The following is a 16774-nucleotide window of genomic DNA, read 5'->3' as shown; positions in this document are numbered from 1 at the left end:
AATGCAACACAATGGTCGCATGAAGACTTCAATCCTTCCCCAAGTGCGCGTGGAGCCGCAGCTCCGCGCTGACCTCGAGTCAGTGCTTCGTGAGGGCGAGACGCTCTCGGAGTTTGTCGAGGCCTCGGTCCGCAAGGCGGTCGACTTCCGGCGTGTGCAGGATGACTTTTACGCTCGCGGCGAGGCGTCCTGGCAGGACTACCAACGTACGGGTGAGGCCTATCCTGTCGATGACGTGCTGGCCGAGCTGAGGGCCATGACCGATGCCAGACGCAAGCAGCTTGGCCTGTGAGCTACCTGGTTGAACTGAGTGCGTCCGCCAGGTTGGACTTGATCCGCCTCCACGAACACCTTCTGAGTCGGGCTCAAACTCACGAGGACATCGAAGCGGCTCAGCACGCGATCGCCGCCATCGGAGAAGCGGTTTCGGCCCAGCTGAAGACCAATCCGTTCATTTGCCGCAAGGCGACAGCAGGCGGTCGCCGGCGTGAACTGGTCATCCCATTCGGCCGCACTGGCTATGTCGTCCTCTTCGAAGTCATTCCGACGATGGAGGAGGTGCAGGCCAAGGTACTCGTGTTGGCTGTCCGCCATCAACGCGAAGAGGACTATCACTGAAGCCTGCATCTTCTTGGTTGATGTCGGCGCCCGCGCGGTGTTTGTGTCCGGCAAGGCTTGGCTACAGCCGAGCCAGCAACTCCGCTTTCTTCGCACTGAACTCCTCAGCTGTCAGCACACCGGCGGCGTGCAGCTCGGCGAGCTTTTGCAGGGTCGCAAGAAGATCGGTCGGCGACGAGCTTGAGTTGCCGAACGAGGTCGGCGCAGGGTTCGCGGGAAGCGGGGCCACGCCACTACCGTGGTAGGGCGTTTGCGCCTGCCCCTGCGCTTGCGGCGGCGCCATGCCGTTGATCGACACCACCGGCAGGCTGTTCAGCGGGACCGTGCCGTACTGGCTGCTGCAGGTCATGGTGCCGTCCGCGGCTTGCTGCTGCGAGAAGCCGCCGATCTGGTGGTCCAGCGTGTCGTAGATGGTGACGGTGCCGCCGATGTCCACCGCCAGGCGACGGGCCTGGGCGAAGTAGGCGTAACGGGCGCCGTTCTGGCTGCCAGTGCTGTTCGGGAAACGCAGGCTGGGGCCCCACCAGTCGGGCGGCGGGGGCGTGAACAGGTTGTCGGCCGATGCGTAGCTGTTGTCCGCCGAGTCGCCGGACGGGCCCCAGCCCACCGCAGGCATCGGAGCGCCCTGGTTCTGGGACTGGAAGCTGCCGGCCTGCATCAGGCCGGGCTGGTGGGCGACCAGGTTGGACAGCTCGCTGCAGAGGTTGTCGACCCGGCCCTTGAGGTAGTTGTTGAACATGTCCGACACCATGGTCATGCCGCCGCGCATCCACTGGCCGGAGCCGGCGAACTCGCCGTGGCTGAACTGCGCCATGCCGCCGTTGCCGCGCACCACGGCGTCCAGCATGTGCATCACCGCGTCCTGGCTGAAGCCGTGTCGCTGGGCGATGTCGTTGATGGCCTGCTGGCCGGCGGGGGAAAGGTGTCGCATCGCGCGGAGCCTCGGATTGGCACGCCTGGTGGCGCAAGGAAAGATCGTCACACCAGCCGATCAGGGCCGATGGGTGCCAATGGTAGAGGCGCCCGCATGACAGGCCTGTTCCGGGGGCAGTCGCCGTGGCCGGCCTGAACGTCGTCGAGGCACGCCCAGCGCCACATGGATGGACGCCGAACAGGGGAGAGACAGCCGACCCGGCCTTGGCGACCATGGCTGTTCCTCAACTTTTTCTGAACGGAAACCAAGTGATGCACCTTTCACCTGCTTTTGCCTCGCGGGTGGCTGCTGTTCGGCTGCTGCTGGGCGCATCGACCCTCTGTCTTGCCGCACTGGCTGCCACGCCCGCCCAGGCTGCTGCTGCCTACACCTTCACCATCCTGCCCACGCTGGGCGGCGACTTCGAGCGAGCCACTTCCATGGCCCAGAACGGCTGGGTGGCCGGCGCTTCGGGCAATCCTTCGGGCTTTTCGAATGCCACGGTGTGGCAGCAGAAGCTGGCGGTGGACTTCGGGCCGGACGAATTGCGCAACAGCGGTGCCAACGGCCTGAACGAGATCGGCGACGTGGTGGGCTACGGCGAATACAACGGCCAGACGGCCGGCATCTGGTGGCATGGCAGCGCGAGCGATTACACGGTGCTGCCGCCGCTGCCTGGTGGCCGCATCTCGTATGCCGCCGATGTCAACGCCAGCGGCCTGGTGGTGGGCTACGCGGAGGCCACGCCGGGCTTGTCGCATGCGACCTCGTGGACCAACGGAGTGGTCTCGGACCTTGGGACGCTGGGCGGCGACCAGAGCACCGCCACGGCGGTCAATGACGCCGGGGTGGTGGCAGGCTGGGCCGGCACGGCCAGCGGCAACCAGCATGCGGCCCGCTGGATCAATGGCGTGGTGACCGACATGGGCACGCTGCCCGGCGGCCAATTCAGCGAGGCCTATGCGCTCAATGAAAACGGCGAGATGGCCGGCGTGTCAGATCTGGGCGCGATCAACGTGCACGCGACGCTGTGGAGCGGCGGCAGTGTGATCGACCTGGGCACGCTGGGCGGCAGCATCAGCCAGGCCAAGGCGCTCAACAACCTGGGCACCGTGGTCGGCTGGGCCTACACCGCCTCCGAGCGTTATCCGCACGCCACGATCTGGACCAACGGCCAGATCGCCGACCTGAACCAGCTGGTGGAGCCGGCTGTTCTGGCGCTGGGCTGGCGGCTGCGCCAGGCCATGGCCGTCAACGACGCGGGTCTGATCGCCGGTGAGTCCTACAACGTCTTCACCGGGCTGACCAAGGTGTTCCTGCTCACGCCCAAGCCCTGAAGCCCGGGCCCGTCGAGCGGTTCAGCGTCAAGCGTTCGCCGGCAGGCGGAAGCGGCCGACCAGGTGAGTCAGCTGTTCGGCCTGCTGCTTCATGCTCTCCGCCGCCGCAGCCGACTCTTCGACCAGCGCGGCGTTCTGCTGCGTCATCTGGTCCAGGTGCGTGACCGCGCCATTGACCTGGCTGATGCCCTGGCTCTGCTCGGCGGTGGCGGTGGTGATCTCGCCAATGATGTGGCTCACGCGCTGGACCGAGGTGACGATCTCGGTCATGGTGCGGCCGGCGTCGCCGACCAGGCGGGCGCCGCCGTCGACACTTTCGACCGAACTGCCGATCAGGCTCTTGATCTCGCGGGCGGCTCCGGCCGAGCGCTGGGCCAGGTTGCGCACCTCGCCAGCCACCACCGCAAAGCCGCGGCCTTGTTCGCCGGCGCGGGCCGCTTCCACGGCGGCGTTCAGCGCCAGGATGTTGGTCTGGAAGGCGATGCCATCGATCACGCCAATGATGTCGGCGATCTTCTTCGAGCTGGCGCTGATGGCGCTCATGGTCGCCACCACCTCGCCGACCACAGTGCCGCCGCGCGCGGCCACTTCGGCGGCGGTGGCGGCCAGCAGGTTGGCCTGTTGGGCCGAGGCAGCCGACTGGCGCACCGTGACGGTCAGCTGCTCCATCGAGGCGGCGGTCTCCTGCAGGCTGGAAGCGGTCTGCTCGGTGCGGGCGCTCAGGTCGTGGTTGCCGGTGGCGATCTCCGAGCTGGCGGTGCCAATGCTGTCGGTCGTCGTGCGCACCTGGCTGACCAGGTCGCGCAGGTTGTCGGTCATGGTGCCCAATGCGCGCATCAGCACGGCGACCTCGTCCCGGCCCTCGGCCCGCACCTGCACCCGCAGGTCACCGCCGGCAACCTGGCCGGCGACGTCTGCGGCGCGGGCCAGCGGCCGGGTGATGGAGACGGTGAGCAGCCAGGCAAAGCAGGCGCCCAAGCCTAGCGCCACCAGGCCCAGCATGCCCATCAGCCATTGGCTTTGCCAAGCCAGCGCGTCGTTCTCGGCGGCCAGCGTGTCGATGTGCCGGTGCTGGTAGTCGATCAGCGCCTGCATCTTCTCCATGTAGACCTTGGCGGCGGGGCGGAACTCGTTGGCCAGCAACTGCTCCGCGGCTTCGGAGTTGCCCTCGCGCTTGGCGGCGCCAACCTTGTCGCGCGCCGCGATGTACTTCTTGCGCTCGGCGTACACGCCTTCCAGCAGGCTGCTTTCCTCGGCGCTTTTGGGCATGGCCTCCAGCAGCTTGGCGATCTCGGTGCCGCGCGCGGTGGTGATCTTCACCTCGGGCGCGAACTGGGCTTCCAGCGTCGTGTCAGCGCTCTTGGCAATGGCGGTGTAGCGCATCACGCCGACGGCGATGTTGCGATACCACTCCTCGAACATGCGCTCCTTGGCGAGCGGCGTTTCCATCGTCGCGCGCATCGAGGCCTCCAGCGAGTGCAGGCGCCAGATGCCGGTCAGCGCCATGGCCGCGATCAGGCTCAGCACGATGGCGAATCCCCCGCCCAGCCGGGCCCCCAGCTTCCATCGGTTCAAGGACATGGCGAAACGAGCCTTTCAATGTTCGGGTTTGTGTGGGGGATATCGACTCAGCGGCAACGCAGCTTGAGGTGTTCACGCTGGCCCGCCAAAGCAAGAAGGCCGTCGCAAGTGACGGCCTTCTCTAATCCGCACGGCGGGTGAACGAAGCGCCCCCCGGCGGCCGGCGCCGAGCCGCCTCAAGGCGGCCGCGCAACCCGCCCGGCGGGTGGTTCGGCGTTTCGCCGAACCGGGTGCTCCATTTCCCGCCGAACCGGGTGCCCCATTTCAGGAGTTGTCGTCGATCAAGCCCATGTCGGACGAGCTCATCAGCTGCGTGATGTCCATCAGGATCAGCATGCGTTCGCCGACGTTGGCGATGCCGGTGATGAAGGACATGTCGACGTTGGCGTTCATGGCCGGAGCTTCCTTGACCGCGTCGCTGGAGAGTTCCAGCACGTCGGAGACGGAGTCGACCACGGCGCCGACGACGCGGCCCTTGATGTTCAGCACGATCACGACGGTGAAGTCGTTGAACTCGGCCTGTTCGCAGTTCAGCTTCACGCGCAGGTCGATGATCGGCACGATCACGCCGCGCAGGTTGACCACGCCCTTCAGGAAGGCGGGCGCATTGGCGATGCGGGTCGGCTGCTCGTAGGAGCGGATTTCCTGCACGCGCAGGATGTCGATGCCGTATTCCTCGCCGCCGAGGCGGAAGCTCAGGTATTCGCCGTGCGTGACGGCGGCAGCGCCTTTGGCGGCCTTGCCCGCCCGCGCGGCCTCGTGCCGGGCCACTTGCTTGGCTTCGGTGATCATGTCCATGGTGTTGGGTCCTTTGCGTGGGATGGGCGGGCCTTCTTGCGGCACCGCATGACGTTGATATCGGCCGTTTCCCGGCGATGTGAAGGGGCTTCTAGAAACTCGTCCAGTCGGTGTCGCCACCGGCTGCTGCTGGCGCTGCCGCCTGTGCCACCACCGATGCGCGGGGCTTCGCCGGCACCGGCTTGCTGGCGGGCCTGGCGCTCTCCGTGGGGGCTGCGGTGCTGGCGGCGGCCTTGGGCTTGGGCTTGGGCGCAGCTGGCGGCGCTTCGGCGTGGCTGGCGGCGCCGAGCTGGAAGGTCGACACCACCTGCGCCAGGCGCAGGGCCTGTTGCTTCATGGTGTCGGACGCGGCGGCACTCTCCTCGACCAGCGCGGCGTTCTGCTGCGTCATCTGGTCCAGCTCCGCCACTGCGCCATTGATCTGGCCAATGCCGTCGCGCTGCTCGACCGTGCTGGCGGTGATCTCGGCAATGATGTTGGAGACGCGGCGCGAGGATTCGACGATCTCGTTCATCGTCGTGCCGGCGTCCTGCACAAGGCGCGAGCCGTTCTCGACCCGGTCGACCGAGGCGCCGATCAGCGCCTTGATCTCGCGCGCGGCTTCGGCCGAGCGCCCGGCCAGGCTGCGCACCTCGCCGGCCACCACTGCAAAACCGCGGCCTTGTTCGCCGGCACGTGCCGCTTCCACGGCGGCATTCAGCGCCAGGATGTTGGTCTGGAAGGCGATGCCATCGATCACGCCGATGATGTCGCCGATCTTGCGCGACGCGGCCTGGATCTGGTCCATCGTCGTCACCACCTCGGCGACCGCTGCGCCACCGCGCTGGGCGACCTCGGCGGCCGAGCTGGCGAGTCGGTTGGCTTGCGCTGCGGCTTCGGCGCTCTGGCCGACCGAGCCCGTGAGTTGCAGCATCGACGAAGCCGTCTGCTGCAGCCGGCCGGCCGTCTGCTCCGTGCGGTTGGACAGGTCCTGGTTGCCGGTGGCGATTTCGCTGCTGGTCGTGGCGATGCTGCTGGCCGCGTGGCGCACGGTCTGCAGCGAGTCGTGCAGGCGCTGCACCATGCGCGTCAGGCTGCGCTGCAGCTGGCCGATCTCGTCGCTGCGCTGGTTCTCGCCGGCTTGCTGGGACAGGTCGCCATCGGCCACCGCCTCGGCCAGCGCCGAAGCTTCGCGCAGCGCCTGGATCACCCTGCGCAGCAGCGCGGCGCAAACCAGCACCGCCACCGCCGTCAGCAGCAGGCTCAGCAGGCCCAGGCCCAGCGAATTGCGCTGGCCACGCGAGGCAGAAGCCTCCTGCGTGTGCTGGCCTGCGGCCTCGATGCTGTCGATCAGCTTGGACATGGCCTGGCTGGCCGCCTTGAAGCTGGCGTCGGCACCCTGCATTGCGGCCACGCCGGTGTTCGGGTCGACCTGGGCCAGGTCAATCGCCTGGTCGGCCTGCTTGGCATAGGCGGCGAGGTCCTTGGCGACCTGCTGCGCGTTGTCGCGCAAGGCCTGGTCGTCGTCGTGCAGGCCACTGATGTCCTGGGCCACGCGGGAGATGTCCTGCACCTGCTTGGGCAGGCTGGTGCGCACCGCCTTCACGGCGGGCTCGTCCATCGAAGCGATCAGCGTCAGCGTGCGGTACACGCCGCTGTGCATCTGGCCCATCTGCTCCTGCACGCTGGTGACGGTGCGCAACTGGTCCAGCGCGGCGGTGAAGACCTCGGCATTGCTGCTGGCCTCGCGCTGCATCAGCGCGCCGTTGATCGCGCCGCCGGTCAACGCGACCAGGGCCGTGATGATGGGCGGCAGCAGCAGTTTGGTTCCAAGTTTCATGAAGGCCTCCGACGCGGCGCGGGTTGCGGCTTATTTGTAGATGCCGCCGCAGACGACGGTTTCGTCCAGCCGCTCGCAGTACATCGCCTTGGGCTCGATCTTCTTGGTCTCGGGGTTGGTGAACTTGTAGTCCTGCCAGAAGCTGGGCTTGGCCTTGGCCAGCTCCACGCGTTCCTTGACGAAGGCCTTGCCGTCCACGTCCTTCAGCTCGATCAGGTTCTTGCCCACCATCTTTTCGTTGGCACCGTGGGCCAGCACCGTGCCGTCCATGCTGTAGACGGTCAGGTACAGGTCTTCATGGCGGAACTGGCCTGTCTTGCTGGTGATTTCGGCGTAGGCCTTTTCCTTGCCGCTGGCTTTCACGAAGGTCACACCTTTCTTGACCATCGCGATCGCGTCGGCCTCGGTGGCACCGCCTGCGGCGGCATGGGCGACGGAGCAGCCGAGAGCGGCGGCGGCGGTGATCAGGGTGGCGGTGAAATGGCGCATGGGTGTCTCCTTGGGCTGAGGAAATCCGGTGCCGCGCGAGGCGGCTGACCGGTGGCTTGGCCCTGGCACGGGCCGGTGTTGTTCACGGGGCAATCAACTTGTCTTCGAGGGATATCGGCAACTGCCGCGAAGACCTGATGGTGAGAAGGCGGTGCGTGCGGCTCAGCGCAGCCGGAAATTGGCCACCGCGCCGCTCAAGGCCTGCGCCTGCTGCTGCAGGCTGTCGGCCGAGGCCGCGCTTTCTTCGACCAGCGCCGCGTTCTGCTGCGTCATCTGGTCCAGCTGGCCCACCGCGAGGTGGATCTGGCCAATGCCGTCGCTCTGCTCGGCGGCACCGGTGCTGATGTCGCGCACGATGTCGCCGACCCGGCGCACCGAGCGCACGATCTCTTCCATCGTCGCGCCGGCGTCGCGCACCTGGCGCGTGCCGCTGTCGACCTGCTCGACCGAGGCCTGGATCAGGCGCTTGATCTCGCGTGCCGCCTCGGCCGAGCGGCCGGCCAGCGAGCGCACTTCGCTGGCAACGACCGCGAAGCCGCGGCCTTGCTCGCCTGCGCGGGCGGCTTCCACGGCGGCATTCAGCGCCAGGATGTTGGTCTGGAAGGCAATGCCGTCGATCACGCCGATGATGTCGGCGATCTTCTGGCTCGCGTGATTGATCTGGTCCATCGTGGCGACGACCTGGCCCACCGCTGCGCCGCCGCGCTGCGCGACCTCGCTGGCCGAGCCGGCCAGCGTGTCGGCCTGCTGGGCCGAATCTGCGCTGTGGCGCACGGTGCCGTTCATCTGCGTCATCGCGCTGGCGGTTTGCTGCAGATTGCTGGCGGTCTGCTCGGTTCGCTGGCTCAGGTCGGCATTGCCGGCGGCGACTTCGGCCGAGGCATGGGCAATCGCTTCCGCGCTGTCGTGCACCGTCAGCAGTGCCTGGCTGAAGCGCTGGCGCATGTGCTCCAGGTCTTTTGCCAGTGCGCCCACTTCGTCGTTGCGGCCGCTGCGCATCGGTTCGCGCAGGTCCCCGTCGGCCAGGCGGTGCACGCCCACGGCCAGCTCGGCCAGCGGCGCGGCCACGCGGTGGCGCATCAGGTCGCGCAGGCCCAGGCCCAGCAGCAGCGCGCTGCCCAGCACCAGCCCGGCCAGCCAGCGCATCGCGGCCCAGTGCTCGCGCAAGGCCTCGCGCTGCGACCATTCGGCCACCAGCAGCCAGCCGGTGCTGGCCACGCTGCGTACCACGGCGCGCTGGCTGTCGTCGGCCGGGTTGCCTCGCAGCAGTGCGCCAGCTGGCAGCGCCACTGGCGTGTCGGTGGCGCTCAGCAGCAGCTCGGCCTGTGGCGCCACTTCCAGCAGTTTCCTGCCGGCCGCATTCGGGTGGGCCAGCAGCAGCGCTTCCTTGGCTTCCTTCTTCGGGTCGATCAGCACCAGGCCGCCCGTTTCGAACAGCTGGCCTTCGTTGACCACCTTGACGATGGAGGCCTGGATGGCGCTCAGGTCGAAGCCGACGAACAGGATCGCGATGATCTTGCCGCCGCTGTCCTTGACCGGCTCGTAGCGCGTCATGTAGGGCTTGCCGAACAGCACCGCGCGGCCGACGAAGGGCTCGCCGGCATTGACCGGCTTCCAGGCCGGGCTGGCCGGGTCCAGCAGCGTGCCGACGGCGCGCTCGCCGTTTTCCTTCTTCAGCGAGGTGCTGATGCGGCGAAAGCCGTCGCCGTCGCGCATGAAGATGGTGGCCACGCCGCCGGTCAGCGTGTGGAACTTGTCGACCTCGGCAAATTCATTGTTCAACACGGTGCCGCCGTGCAGCAGCTGGCCATCGGCCAGGCTCAGCGTGCCGGGCAGCAGCGAGCGGAAGCCGGCGTGGGCCTGCAGGGCCGACTCGCGCGCCGCGGCGTCGAAGGCGTCGATCATGTGGGCGACGGCTTCGGTGCGCTGCAGCGCCTGCTGCGTCACCTGGAGCTGTTCGGCCCGGGTGGCCCGCCAGCCCAGCAGGCTGCCAACGGCCAGCAGCATCAGCAGGCTGGCGCTGGCACCGAGCAAGGCCACGTCACGGGCGATCGAGCCCGAAGGGCGCGCGGAAGAGGGAGGTGAGGTTTTCATTCGGAGGCTCAGCCGAGTCGGAAGGTGGCGACAACGTCGGCCAGTTGGCGGGCTTGCTGCTTCAGGCTCTCGGCCGCGGCAGCGCTTTCTTCGACCAGGGCGGCGTTCTGCTGCGTCATCTGGTCGAGCTGGTTGACGGCGGTGCCGACCTCGCCGATGCCACGGCTCTGGTCACCGGCAGCGCCGCTGATTTCGTTGATGATGCTGCTGACGCGCTGCACCGAGGCGACGATCTCGCCCATGGTGCTACCGGCGTCCTGCACCTGGCGCGCGCCGTTCTCGACCCTGTCGACCGAGGCACCGATCAGGCCCTTGATTTCCCTGGCGGCGTTGGCGCTGCGCTGCGCCAGGCTGCGCACTTCGGTGGCCACGACCGCAAAGCCGCGCCCTTGCTCGCCGGCGCGGGCGGCTTCGACGGCGGCGTTCAGCGCCAGGATGTTGGTCTGGAAGGCGATGCCGTCGATCACGCCGGTGATGTCGGCAATCTTGCGGCTGGAATGGTTGATCTGCGCCATGGTCTGCACCACCTGCTCGACCATCTCGCCGCCGCGATGGGCCACGGCCGAGGCGGAGGTGGCGAGCTGGCTGGCCTGCAGCGCCGCGTCGGCGCTGTGGCGCACGGTGCCCGTCAGCGTCTCCATCGAGGCTGCGGTTTCCTGCAGGTTGCTGGCGGCCTGCTCGGTGCGCTGGCTCAGGTCCAGGTTGCCGGTGGCAACCTCGTCGCTGGCGATGCGGATGCTGTGGGCACTGTCGCGCACCTGGCCGACGATGCCGCGCAGCGAATGCTGCATGTCGCCCAGCGCGCGCATGAAATTGGCCACTTCGTCGCGCCCTTCGTCGGCGATGTTGGCCGACAGGTCGCCCCTGGCAATGTCGCCGGCCAGGTGGGCGGCGCGGTGCAGCGGGCCGGTGATGGAGCGCACCATGGTCAGCATCAGTGCCGCCATGCCGCCCAGCACCACCAGCATCACGCCAATGCGAACGCTGGACTGTGCGGCTTCGGAGCTGCGGTCGGCTTCGCGGGTGCTGGCAATCTGCTCATGGGTCTGCGCCACCCACTTGTTGAACACGTCGCGGGCCTGGTCCAGGTCGGCCTGGGCCTGGCCGGCGTAGGCATAGGCGGCGGTGGCGTCCATCTTGGCGTCCACCACCTGCTGCAGGATGTCTTCCAGCGGCTTGACGTGGGCTTCGAAACCGTCCACGCCAGGCTTGAGGGCGGCGGCGCGTTCGGGGTCGGCCATCACGGCCTGGAGCTGCGCGCGGGTCGCGGCAACGGTCTTCTTCCACTGCGCGTGGTAGTCGCCGGCTTCGTTGGCATTGTTGCCATTGAGCATCACCGACTGTTCGAGGCGCTGCACACGTTCGAGCGCAGCCAGGATGGCGCTGGTGTCGCGCGAGGTCGCGGCCTGCATGTCCAGCATGTCGCCCACGTGCTGCTGCAGCGCGCGGAAGCTGATGGCGGACCAGCCACCCATTGCGAGGATCAGGATGCAGAGGGTGAGGGTGCTGCCCAGCAGCCGCTGTCGGATGGTGAAGCGGCGGAGAAAGTGGTTCATGGCGATGGCGCGGATGGGTTGGAGCGGGCCTGGGGTGGCCCGAACGGCAAAGCTCGCGTCTCCATGGGTATCCGTTGTCGCCACGCGCCGCGCAGGGCGCGGGGCATGACCCGGTCTTTGCCGGGTTCTGGCGTCAGGAAGCGGTGGTCCGCTAACCGGGGGTCAGAAAGTTTCCCAGTCGCTTTCGTTGATGGCGGCGCTGGTCGCAGCGGTGGCGGCCTGGGCACGCGGCGCCGGAGCGGCTGCGGGCTTGGCGACGGCCTTGACGGTGCTGGTTGCGGCCGGCTTGGTAACTTTCGACGGCGATGCGGCGGGCTTGGCCTCCGCAGCCGAGATCGGGCTGGCGACGGGCGCCTTCGGGGCCGGCACCGCCACCGGGGAAGAGGCGTCGACACGGAAGCGCGCCACGACGCTGTTGAGCCGGCTGGCCTGGTCCTTCAGGCTCTCTGCGGCAGCGGCGCTTTCCTCGACCAGCGCGGCGTTCTGCTGCGTCATCTGGTCCAGCTGCACCACGGCCGAATTGACCTGGTTGATGCCCTTGCTCTGCTCGGAAGCGGCGGTGCTGATCTCGCGCACGATGGCGGTGACGCGCTGCACCGAGCTGACGATGTCGCCCATGGTGCTGCCGGCGTCCTGCACCAGGCGGGCGCCGGTGTCGACCTTCTCGACCGAGGCATTGATCAGGCGCTTGATCTCGCGCGCGGCTTCGGCCGAGCGGCCAGCCAGGCTGCGCACTTCACCGGCCACGACCGCGAAGCCGCGGCCCTGCTCACCGGCGCGGGCGGCTTCCACGGCGGCGTTCAGCGCCAGGATGTTGGTCTGGAAGGCAATGCCGTCGATCACGCCGATGATGTCGGCGATCTTGCGGCTGGCGCTGTTGATCTCGTCCATCGTGTGCACCACCTGGGCCACGACCTCGCCGCCACGCTCGGCGACGCTGGAGGCCGAGCCGGCCAGCTCGCTGGCATGGTTGGCCGAGTCGGCGCTCTGGCGCACGGTGCCGGTCAGCTCTTCCATGGCGCTGGCAGTTTCTTCCAGGCTGCTGGCGGCCTGCTCGGTGCGGGCGCTGAGGTCGGTGTTGCCGGAGGCCACTTCGCTGGCCGCCGCATGGATGCTGCCCGAGGTGCTGCGGACTTCACCGACCAGGCCGGCCAGCGACTGCTGCATGTGCTGCAGCGAGCGCAGCAGCTCGCCGGCCTCGTCCTTGCCGGTGGCGTCGATGCGGTGGGTCAGGTCGCCTTCGGCGATCGCGTTGGCGATCTCGGTGGCATGCATCATCGGCTTGATGATGGAGGCCGAGTTCAGCAGCGTGGCCGGCACGACGACGATGACCACCACCGCCAGCACGCCGATGAACATGATCAGCGTCATGTGCATCTTCTCGTTGAACTCGCGCTGGGTGCTCAAGGCCTCGTTGTCGATGATCTGCTCGATCTTTTCGAACTTGGTCTCGGCCGACGCGATCGATTCCTTGGCGCGGCCCAGCATCTTGTCGGCCGTGCGGGCGTTGTCGAACGCGCCGGCCTCGATCTGCTTGATCACGCGGCTGGTGCCCTCGGTGTAGGCCGCCACGTCCTTCAGCGCCTCGCGTGCCACCGCGTTGTCTTCATCTTCCTCGCCTTCGAGCAGCGCATTGATCGCCTTGTTCAGCGAGGCCACGCTCTCGCGCCATTTGGCGGCATGGGCCTGCACCGAAGCCGTGTTTTCGTAGTCGATGACCATGCTCTTCTCGTAGAGCCGCACGGCGCCCAGGTGCTCGCGGATCGACGCAACATCCTTGATCTCGAGGATGGAGGCGGTCATGAACGAGGTGTTCAGTTCGGCCATCTGGCTGCCGCCGATCAGGCCGGTGGCGCCGACCAGTGCGAACAAGGCCAGCACGATGCCGATCGCGCCTTGCATGCGCAATCGGATCTTGAAGTTCCGCATCCAGGTCATCATGGTGGGTAGGCTCCGGTGTTTCTTGGGTTCAAGGCAATGAAGTGGCAAAGGCCGGCGTTGCCGCCTCGCGCTGCGGTCGTGTCAGAAGCTGGCCCAGTCGTCGTCGCCGGCGGGCGCGGGGACGCGGGCCGCCGGGGGCGGCGCAGCGGCGCGTGCGGGCGCAGGCGAAGGTGCGCGGGCAGTCACAGGCCTGGCCGCCGGCTTGTGTGCGGCAGCGGGGCGGGCGACCGCCTTCGCGGCGGCAGGCGGCGCCGGCTTGGGCACCGCTTGCGCCGCACCAGCCTGGTCCTGCAGCCGGAAGTTGGCGACCACGCCAGCCAGGCGCGAAGCCTGTTCCTTCAGGCTCTCGGCCGCGGCGGCAGACTCTTCGACCAGCGCAGCGTTCTGCTGCGTCATCTGGTCGAGCTGGGTCACGGCGCTGTTGACCTGGCCGATGCCGCTGCTTTGTTCGCTGGCGGCGGCGCTGATCTCGCCAATGATGTCGGACACGCGCTGCACGCTGGAGACGATCTCGGTCATGGTCGAGCCGGCGTCCTGCACCAGGCGGGTGCCGCTTTCGACACGTTCGACCGAGGCGCCGATCAGGGTCTTGATTTCACGCGCGGCCTCGGCCGAGCGGCCGGCCAGGCTGCGCACTTCGCCGGCCACGACCGCGAAGCCGCGGCCTTGTTCGCCGGCGCGTGCCGCTTCGACGGCCGCGTTCAGCGCCAGGATGTTGGTCTGGAATGCGATGCCATCGATCACGCCGATGATGTCGGCGATCTTCTTCGAGCTGGTGCTGATCTCGCCCATGGTCGAGACGACCTGCGAAACCACGTCGCCGCCGCGGCGCGCCACCTCGGCGGCTGAGCTGGCCAGTTGGTTGGCCTGGGCTGCAGCGTCGGCGCTCTGGCGCACGGTGCCGGTCAGCTCGGAGATGGAGTTGGCAGCCTGCTGCAGGCTGGAGGCGGTCTGCTCGGTGCGCGAGGACAGGTCCTGGTTGCCGGTGGCGATCTCGCTGGCGGCCACGGTCACGCCGTCGGCGCCGGTGCGGATCGAGGTGATCGAGCGGCGCAGTTCGGCCTGCAGCTCGGACAGCAGGCCCAGCAGCACGGCGGTTTCCGGGTTCGCATTGACCGGGCGGATTTCCTGAGACAGGTCGCCCTTGGACAGGTTGCGCACCAGGCCGCAGAAATGCACGTTGAACTGACGGATCACCATCAGGCTGCCGACGTAGATCGCAGCAGCCACGGCGTTCAGGGTCAGGCTGGAGGCGAGCACGGCGGTCGTGGTCCAGCCAAGCGACAGGCCGGTCGCGACACAGGCCTGGCCGGCTGCGATGAAGCCGAGCACCAGCAGTGCACGCTGCTTGGCCGAGAGGAATGACAGCATAGGAGTGGGCTGGATGGGGAGCAGGAGGAGGCAGGCCTGCGCCGATCAGGGCGCAGGTGGAGGCGCTTCGGCGCTGGAGCGGGGATCAGTGCCGCGAGCGGCGCACCAGCGAGCCGATGTCCAGGATCAGCGCGACGCGGCCATCGCCCATGATGGTGGCGCCCGAGACGTCGTTGACCTTGCGGTAGTTGGCTTCCAGGTTCTTCACCACGACTTGCTGCTGGCCCAGCAGTTCGTCGACCAGCAGGGCCACGCGGCCGCCTTCGGCTTCCACCACGACCATGATGTTCGAGACGTTCTCGAAGTCGAAGCGCGGCACCTCGAAGACCTTCTCCAGGTCGATCACCGGCATGAACTCGTCACGCACCTCGACCACGCGGCCCGAGCCGCCAATGGTCTTGATCATGCCCGGCTCGATCTGGAACGATTCGACCACCGAGGACAGCGGCAGGATGTAGCACTCCTCGCCGACGCCGATGCTCATGCCGTCCATGATGGCCAGGGTCAGCGGCAGCCGGACCTTGACGCTCATGCCGTAGCCTTCGGCCGAGTCGATCTCGACCGTGCCACCCAGCGAGGTGATGTTCTTCTTGACCACGTCCATGCCGACGCCGCGGCCGGACACGTCGGTCACCTGGTCGGCGGTCGAGAAGCCCGGCGCGAAGATCAGGCCGTAGACCTCCTGGTCGGTCATCGAATCGGGTGCGTCGATGCCGCGTTCGCGGGCCTTGCTCAGCAGCTTGGCGCGGTTCAGGCCGCGGCCGTCGTCGCGCACTTCGATCACGATGGAGCCGCCCTGGTGGGAAGCGACCAGGGTCACGGTGCCGTTCTCAGGCTTGCCCTTGGCGGCCCGGTCTGCCGGCGATTCGATGCCGTGGTCGCAGCTGTTGCGCACCAGGTGGGTCAGCGGGTCGGTGATCTTCTCGACCAGGCCCTTGTCCAGTTCGGTGGCTTCACCCTGCGTGACCAGGTCGACCTTCTTGTCGAGCTTGGCCGCCAGGTCGCGCAGCATGCGCGGGAAGCGGTTGAACACGACCGACATCGGAATCATGCGGATCGACATCACCGCTTCCTGCAGGTCGCGGGTGTTGCGTTCCAGGTCGGCCAGGCCGGACAGCAGCTGCTGGTTGATCTGCTGGTCCACGGCGCGGCTGTTCTGGGCCAGCATGGCCTGGGTGATGACGAGCTCGCCCACCAGGTTGATCAGCTGGTCGACCTTCTCGATCGAGACGCGCAGCGTGCTGGACTCGGGGCCGGCAGCGGCCTTGGCTTCGGCGCGAGCGGTCGGGCGCTGGGCCACCGGCGTGGCGACGACAGACACCTCGGCGCTGGGCGCGGGGGCTGCGGCCGGTGCGGCGGCGGTGCTTTCCTGCGGCGCGCCAGGGGCGTCGTCGAAGAAGCCGTAGCCCAGGTCCTGGTTGGCGTTGGCAGACGCTTCGGGTGCGCCCGGTGCGCCCTCGTGGAAACCGAAGCCATCGCCCAGCGGCGAAAGCTTCAGCTGCTCGCGGGCCACGTGGAAGGTGAACAGGTCCAGCAGATCGCCGTCGGCCGACGTCGTCATGATCTTGAAGCGGCGCATGCCGTCGGCCGAGCGGCCGGCGTCCAGCGGCTCGATCGTGCCGAGGTTGGTGATTTCCTTGAACAGGTCGGCAATGCTGTCGGCCTCTTCAGGGTGGTCCAGCGGGCCGACCGTCAGCTCCAGCATGCGCACACCGCTGACCAGCGGCGCGGGCGCCGGGGCTGCAACCGGCGCAGCCGCAGCAGCCGGGGTGGCGGCAGCTGCCGGCGCAAACGCGCCGCGGCCTTCGGCCAGCGCGCGGATGTGGGCCACCAGCTCGGAAGTGTCCAGCGCCGCGGCGCCTGAGCCCTGGTGGCGGGCCAGCAGGCTCTTCAGGGCGTCGCCTGCGGACAGCAGCACGTCGACCATCTGCGAGGTCGGCTGCAGCTCGTGGCGGCGCAGCTTGTCCAGCAGGGTCTCCATCTGGTGGGTCAATTCGGCCACGTCGGAAAAACCGAAGGTGGCAGCGCCGCCCTTGACCGAGTGCGCGCAACGGAAGATGGCGTTCATCTCCTCGTCGTCGGCTGCGGTGATGTCCAGCTCGAGCAGCTTCTGCTCCATCGCTTCCAGGTTCTCACCAGCTTCCTCAAAGAAGACTTGGTAGAACTGGCTCAGATCGATGCCATCGTTGGTGCCGTTGTCGTGCGAGGTCTCGCCCATTTTTGCAAGCTCCTGATCTTGATACTTCTGCTGCTCCGG

12 protein-coding genes and 1 pseudogene are annotated in these 16774 nt (G+C 67.9%); 3 read left to right on the top strand and 10 right to left on the bottom strand.

The window, feature by feature from the left end; all coding sequences use genetic code 11:
- Nucleotides 1-19 precede the first annotated feature (19 nt).
- Nucleotides 20-292, top strand: coding sequence for a YlcI/YnfO family protein (locus AC3WR5_RS26255; protein ID WP_141289330.1), 273 nt, complete (start codon nucleotides 20-22; stop codon nucleotides 290-292).
- Nucleotides 289-618 (top strand): type II toxin-antitoxin system RelE/ParE family toxin, encoded by a 330-nt coding sequence (locus AC3WR5_RS26250; protein ID WP_492488289.1) that lies wholly within the window; start codon nucleotides 289-291, stop codon nucleotides 616-618. Before AC3WR5_RS26255 ends, AC3WR5_RS26250 begins: the two co-directional genes overlap by 4 nt.
- 61 nt (nucleotides 619-679) lie before the next feature.
- Here AC3WR5_RS26250 and AC3WR5_RS26245 read toward each other — a convergent pair whose 3' ends face one another.
- The gene (locus AC3WR5_RS26245; RefSeq protein WP_492488287.1) at nucleotides 680-1549 is read right to left on the bottom strand and encodes an SHOCT domain-containing protein; all 870 of its coding nucleotides are present in this window, start codon (nucleotides 1547-1549) and stop codon (nucleotides 680-682) included.
- A 254-nt stretch (nucleotides 1550-1803) separates the two neighbouring features.
- Here AC3WR5_RS26245 and AC3WR5_RS26240 point away from each other — a divergent pair, with 254 nt between their 5' ends.
- A complete protein-coding gene (locus tag AC3WR5_RS26240; protein ID WP_492488285.1) occupies nucleotides 1804-2868 on the top strand; it encodes a hypothetical protein in 1065 nt (354 codons plus the stop codon).
- Nucleotides 2869-2895: 27 nt separating this feature from the next.
- Here AC3WR5_RS26240 and AC3WR5_RS26235 read toward each other — a convergent pair whose 3' ends face one another.
- The 9 genes and pseudogenes from AC3WR5_RS26235 to AC3WR5_RS26195 all read right to left on the bottom strand — a co-directional run bounded on the left by AC3WR5_RS26235 (nucleotide 2896) and on the right by AC3WR5_RS26195 (nucleotide 16735).
- Nucleotides 2896-4449 carry a methyl-accepting chemotaxis protein gene (locus AC3WR5_RS26235; protein ID WP_492488283.1) on the bottom strand — a complete coding sequence of 518 codons (1554 nt, stop codon included), beginning with the start codon at nucleotides 4447-4449 and terminating at the stop codon, nucleotides 2896-2898.
- A gap of 264 nt (nucleotides 4450-4713) precedes the next feature.
- A complete protein-coding gene (locus AC3WR5_RS26230) occupies nucleotides 4714-5247 on the bottom strand; it encodes a chemotaxis protein CheW (RefSeq protein WP_141290422.1) in 534 nt (177 codons plus the stop codon).
- A gap of 91 nt (nucleotides 5248-5338) precedes the next feature.
- Nucleotides 5339-7066: a methyl-accepting chemotaxis protein gene (locus AC3WR5_RS26225; protein ID WP_492488281.1), complete on the bottom strand. Its 1728-nt coding sequence runs from the start codon at nucleotides 7064-7066 to the stop codon at nucleotides 5339-5341.
- Between the two features lie 30 nt (nucleotides 7067-7096).
- On the bottom strand, nucleotides 7097-7555 hold the full coding sequence (locus AC3WR5_RS26220; protein ID WP_492488279.1) for a cache domain-containing protein: 459 nt from the start codon (nucleotides 7553-7555) through the stop codon (nucleotides 7097-7099).
- Nucleotides 7556-7717: 162 nt separating this feature from the next.
- Nucleotides 7718-9649 carry a Cache 3/Cache 2 fusion domain-containing protein gene (locus AC3WR5_RS26215; RefSeq protein ID WP_492488277.1) on the bottom strand — a complete coding sequence of 644 codons (1932 nt, stop codon included), beginning with the start codon at nucleotides 9647-9649 and terminating at the stop codon, nucleotides 7718-7720.
- Between the two features lie 8 nt (nucleotides 9650-9657).
- The gene (locus AC3WR5_RS26210) at nucleotides 9658-11205 is read right to left on the bottom strand and encodes a methyl-accepting chemotaxis protein (RefSeq protein ID WP_492488275.1); all 1548 of its coding nucleotides are present in this window, start codon (nucleotides 11203-11205) and stop codon (nucleotides 9658-9660) included.
- A 162-nt stretch (nucleotides 11206-11367) separates the two neighbouring features.
- A complete protein-coding gene (locus AC3WR5_RS26205; protein WP_492488274.1) occupies nucleotides 11368-13146 on the bottom strand; it encodes a methyl-accepting chemotaxis protein in 1779 nt (592 codons plus the stop codon).
- Between the two features lie 81 nt (nucleotides 13147-13227).
- Nucleotides 13228-14298: pseudogene (locus AC3WR5_RS26200) on the bottom strand (methyl-accepting chemotaxis protein); the annotation flags it as partial.
- A gap of 304 nt (nucleotides 14299-14602) precedes the next feature.
- A complete protein-coding gene (locus tag AC3WR5_RS26195) occupies nucleotides 14603-16735 on the bottom strand; it encodes a chemotaxis protein CheA (RefSeq protein ID WP_231011875.1) in 2133 nt (710 codons plus the stop codon).
- Between the last annotated feature and the right edge of the window lie 39 nt (nucleotides 16736-16774).

It is taken from the genome of Ideonella sp. FW305-24, assembly GCF_058788035.1.
Note: the sequence above shows the minus strand (reverse complement) of the source record. Positions and strands in the feature narration are given on the sequence as shown.

Coding starts and splice junctions, on each gene's coding strand:
- AC3WR5_RS26235 (WP_492488283.1), bottom strand. CDS start 4,449: ATGTCCTTGAACCGATGGAAGCTGGGGGCCCGGCTGGGCGGGGGATTC.
- AC3WR5_RS26240 (WP_492488285.1), top strand. CDS start 1,804: ATGCACCTTTCACCTGCTTTTGCCTCGCGGGTGGCTGCTGTTCGGCTG.
- AC3WR5_RS26210 (WP_492488275.1), bottom strand. CDS start 11,205: ATGAACCACTTTCTCCGCCGCTTCACCATCCGACAGCGGCTGCTGGGC.
- AC3WR5_RS26205 (WP_492488274.1), bottom strand. CDS start 13,146: ATGATGACCTGGATGCGGAACTTCAAGATCCGATTGCGCATGCAAGGC.
- AC3WR5_RS26255 (WP_141289330.1), top strand. CDS start 20: ATGAAGACTTCAATCCTTCCCCAAGTGCGCGTGGAGCCGCAGCTCCGC.
- AC3WR5_RS26245 (WP_492488287.1), bottom strand. CDS start 1,549: ATGCGACACCTTTCCCCCGCCGGCCAGCAGGCCATCAACGACATCGCC.
- AC3WR5_RS26225 (WP_492488281.1), bottom strand. CDS start 7,066: ATGAAACTTGGAACCAAACTGCTGCTGCCGCCCATCATCACGGCCCTG.
- AC3WR5_RS26215 (WP_492488277.1), bottom strand. CDS start 9,649: ATGAAAACCTCACCTCCCTCTTCCGCGCGCCCTTCGGGCTCGATCGCC.
- AC3WR5_RS26230 (WP_141290422.1), bottom strand. CDS start 5,247: ATGGACATGATCACCGAAGCCAAGCAAGTGGCCCGGCACGAGGCCGCG.
- AC3WR5_RS26195 (WP_231011875.1), bottom strand. CDS start 16,735: ATGGGCGAGACCTCGCACGACAACGGCACCAACGATGGCATCGATCTG.
- AC3WR5_RS26220 (WP_492488279.1), bottom strand. CDS start 7,555: ATGCGCCATTTCACCGCCACCCTGATCACCGCCGCCGCCGCTCTCGGC.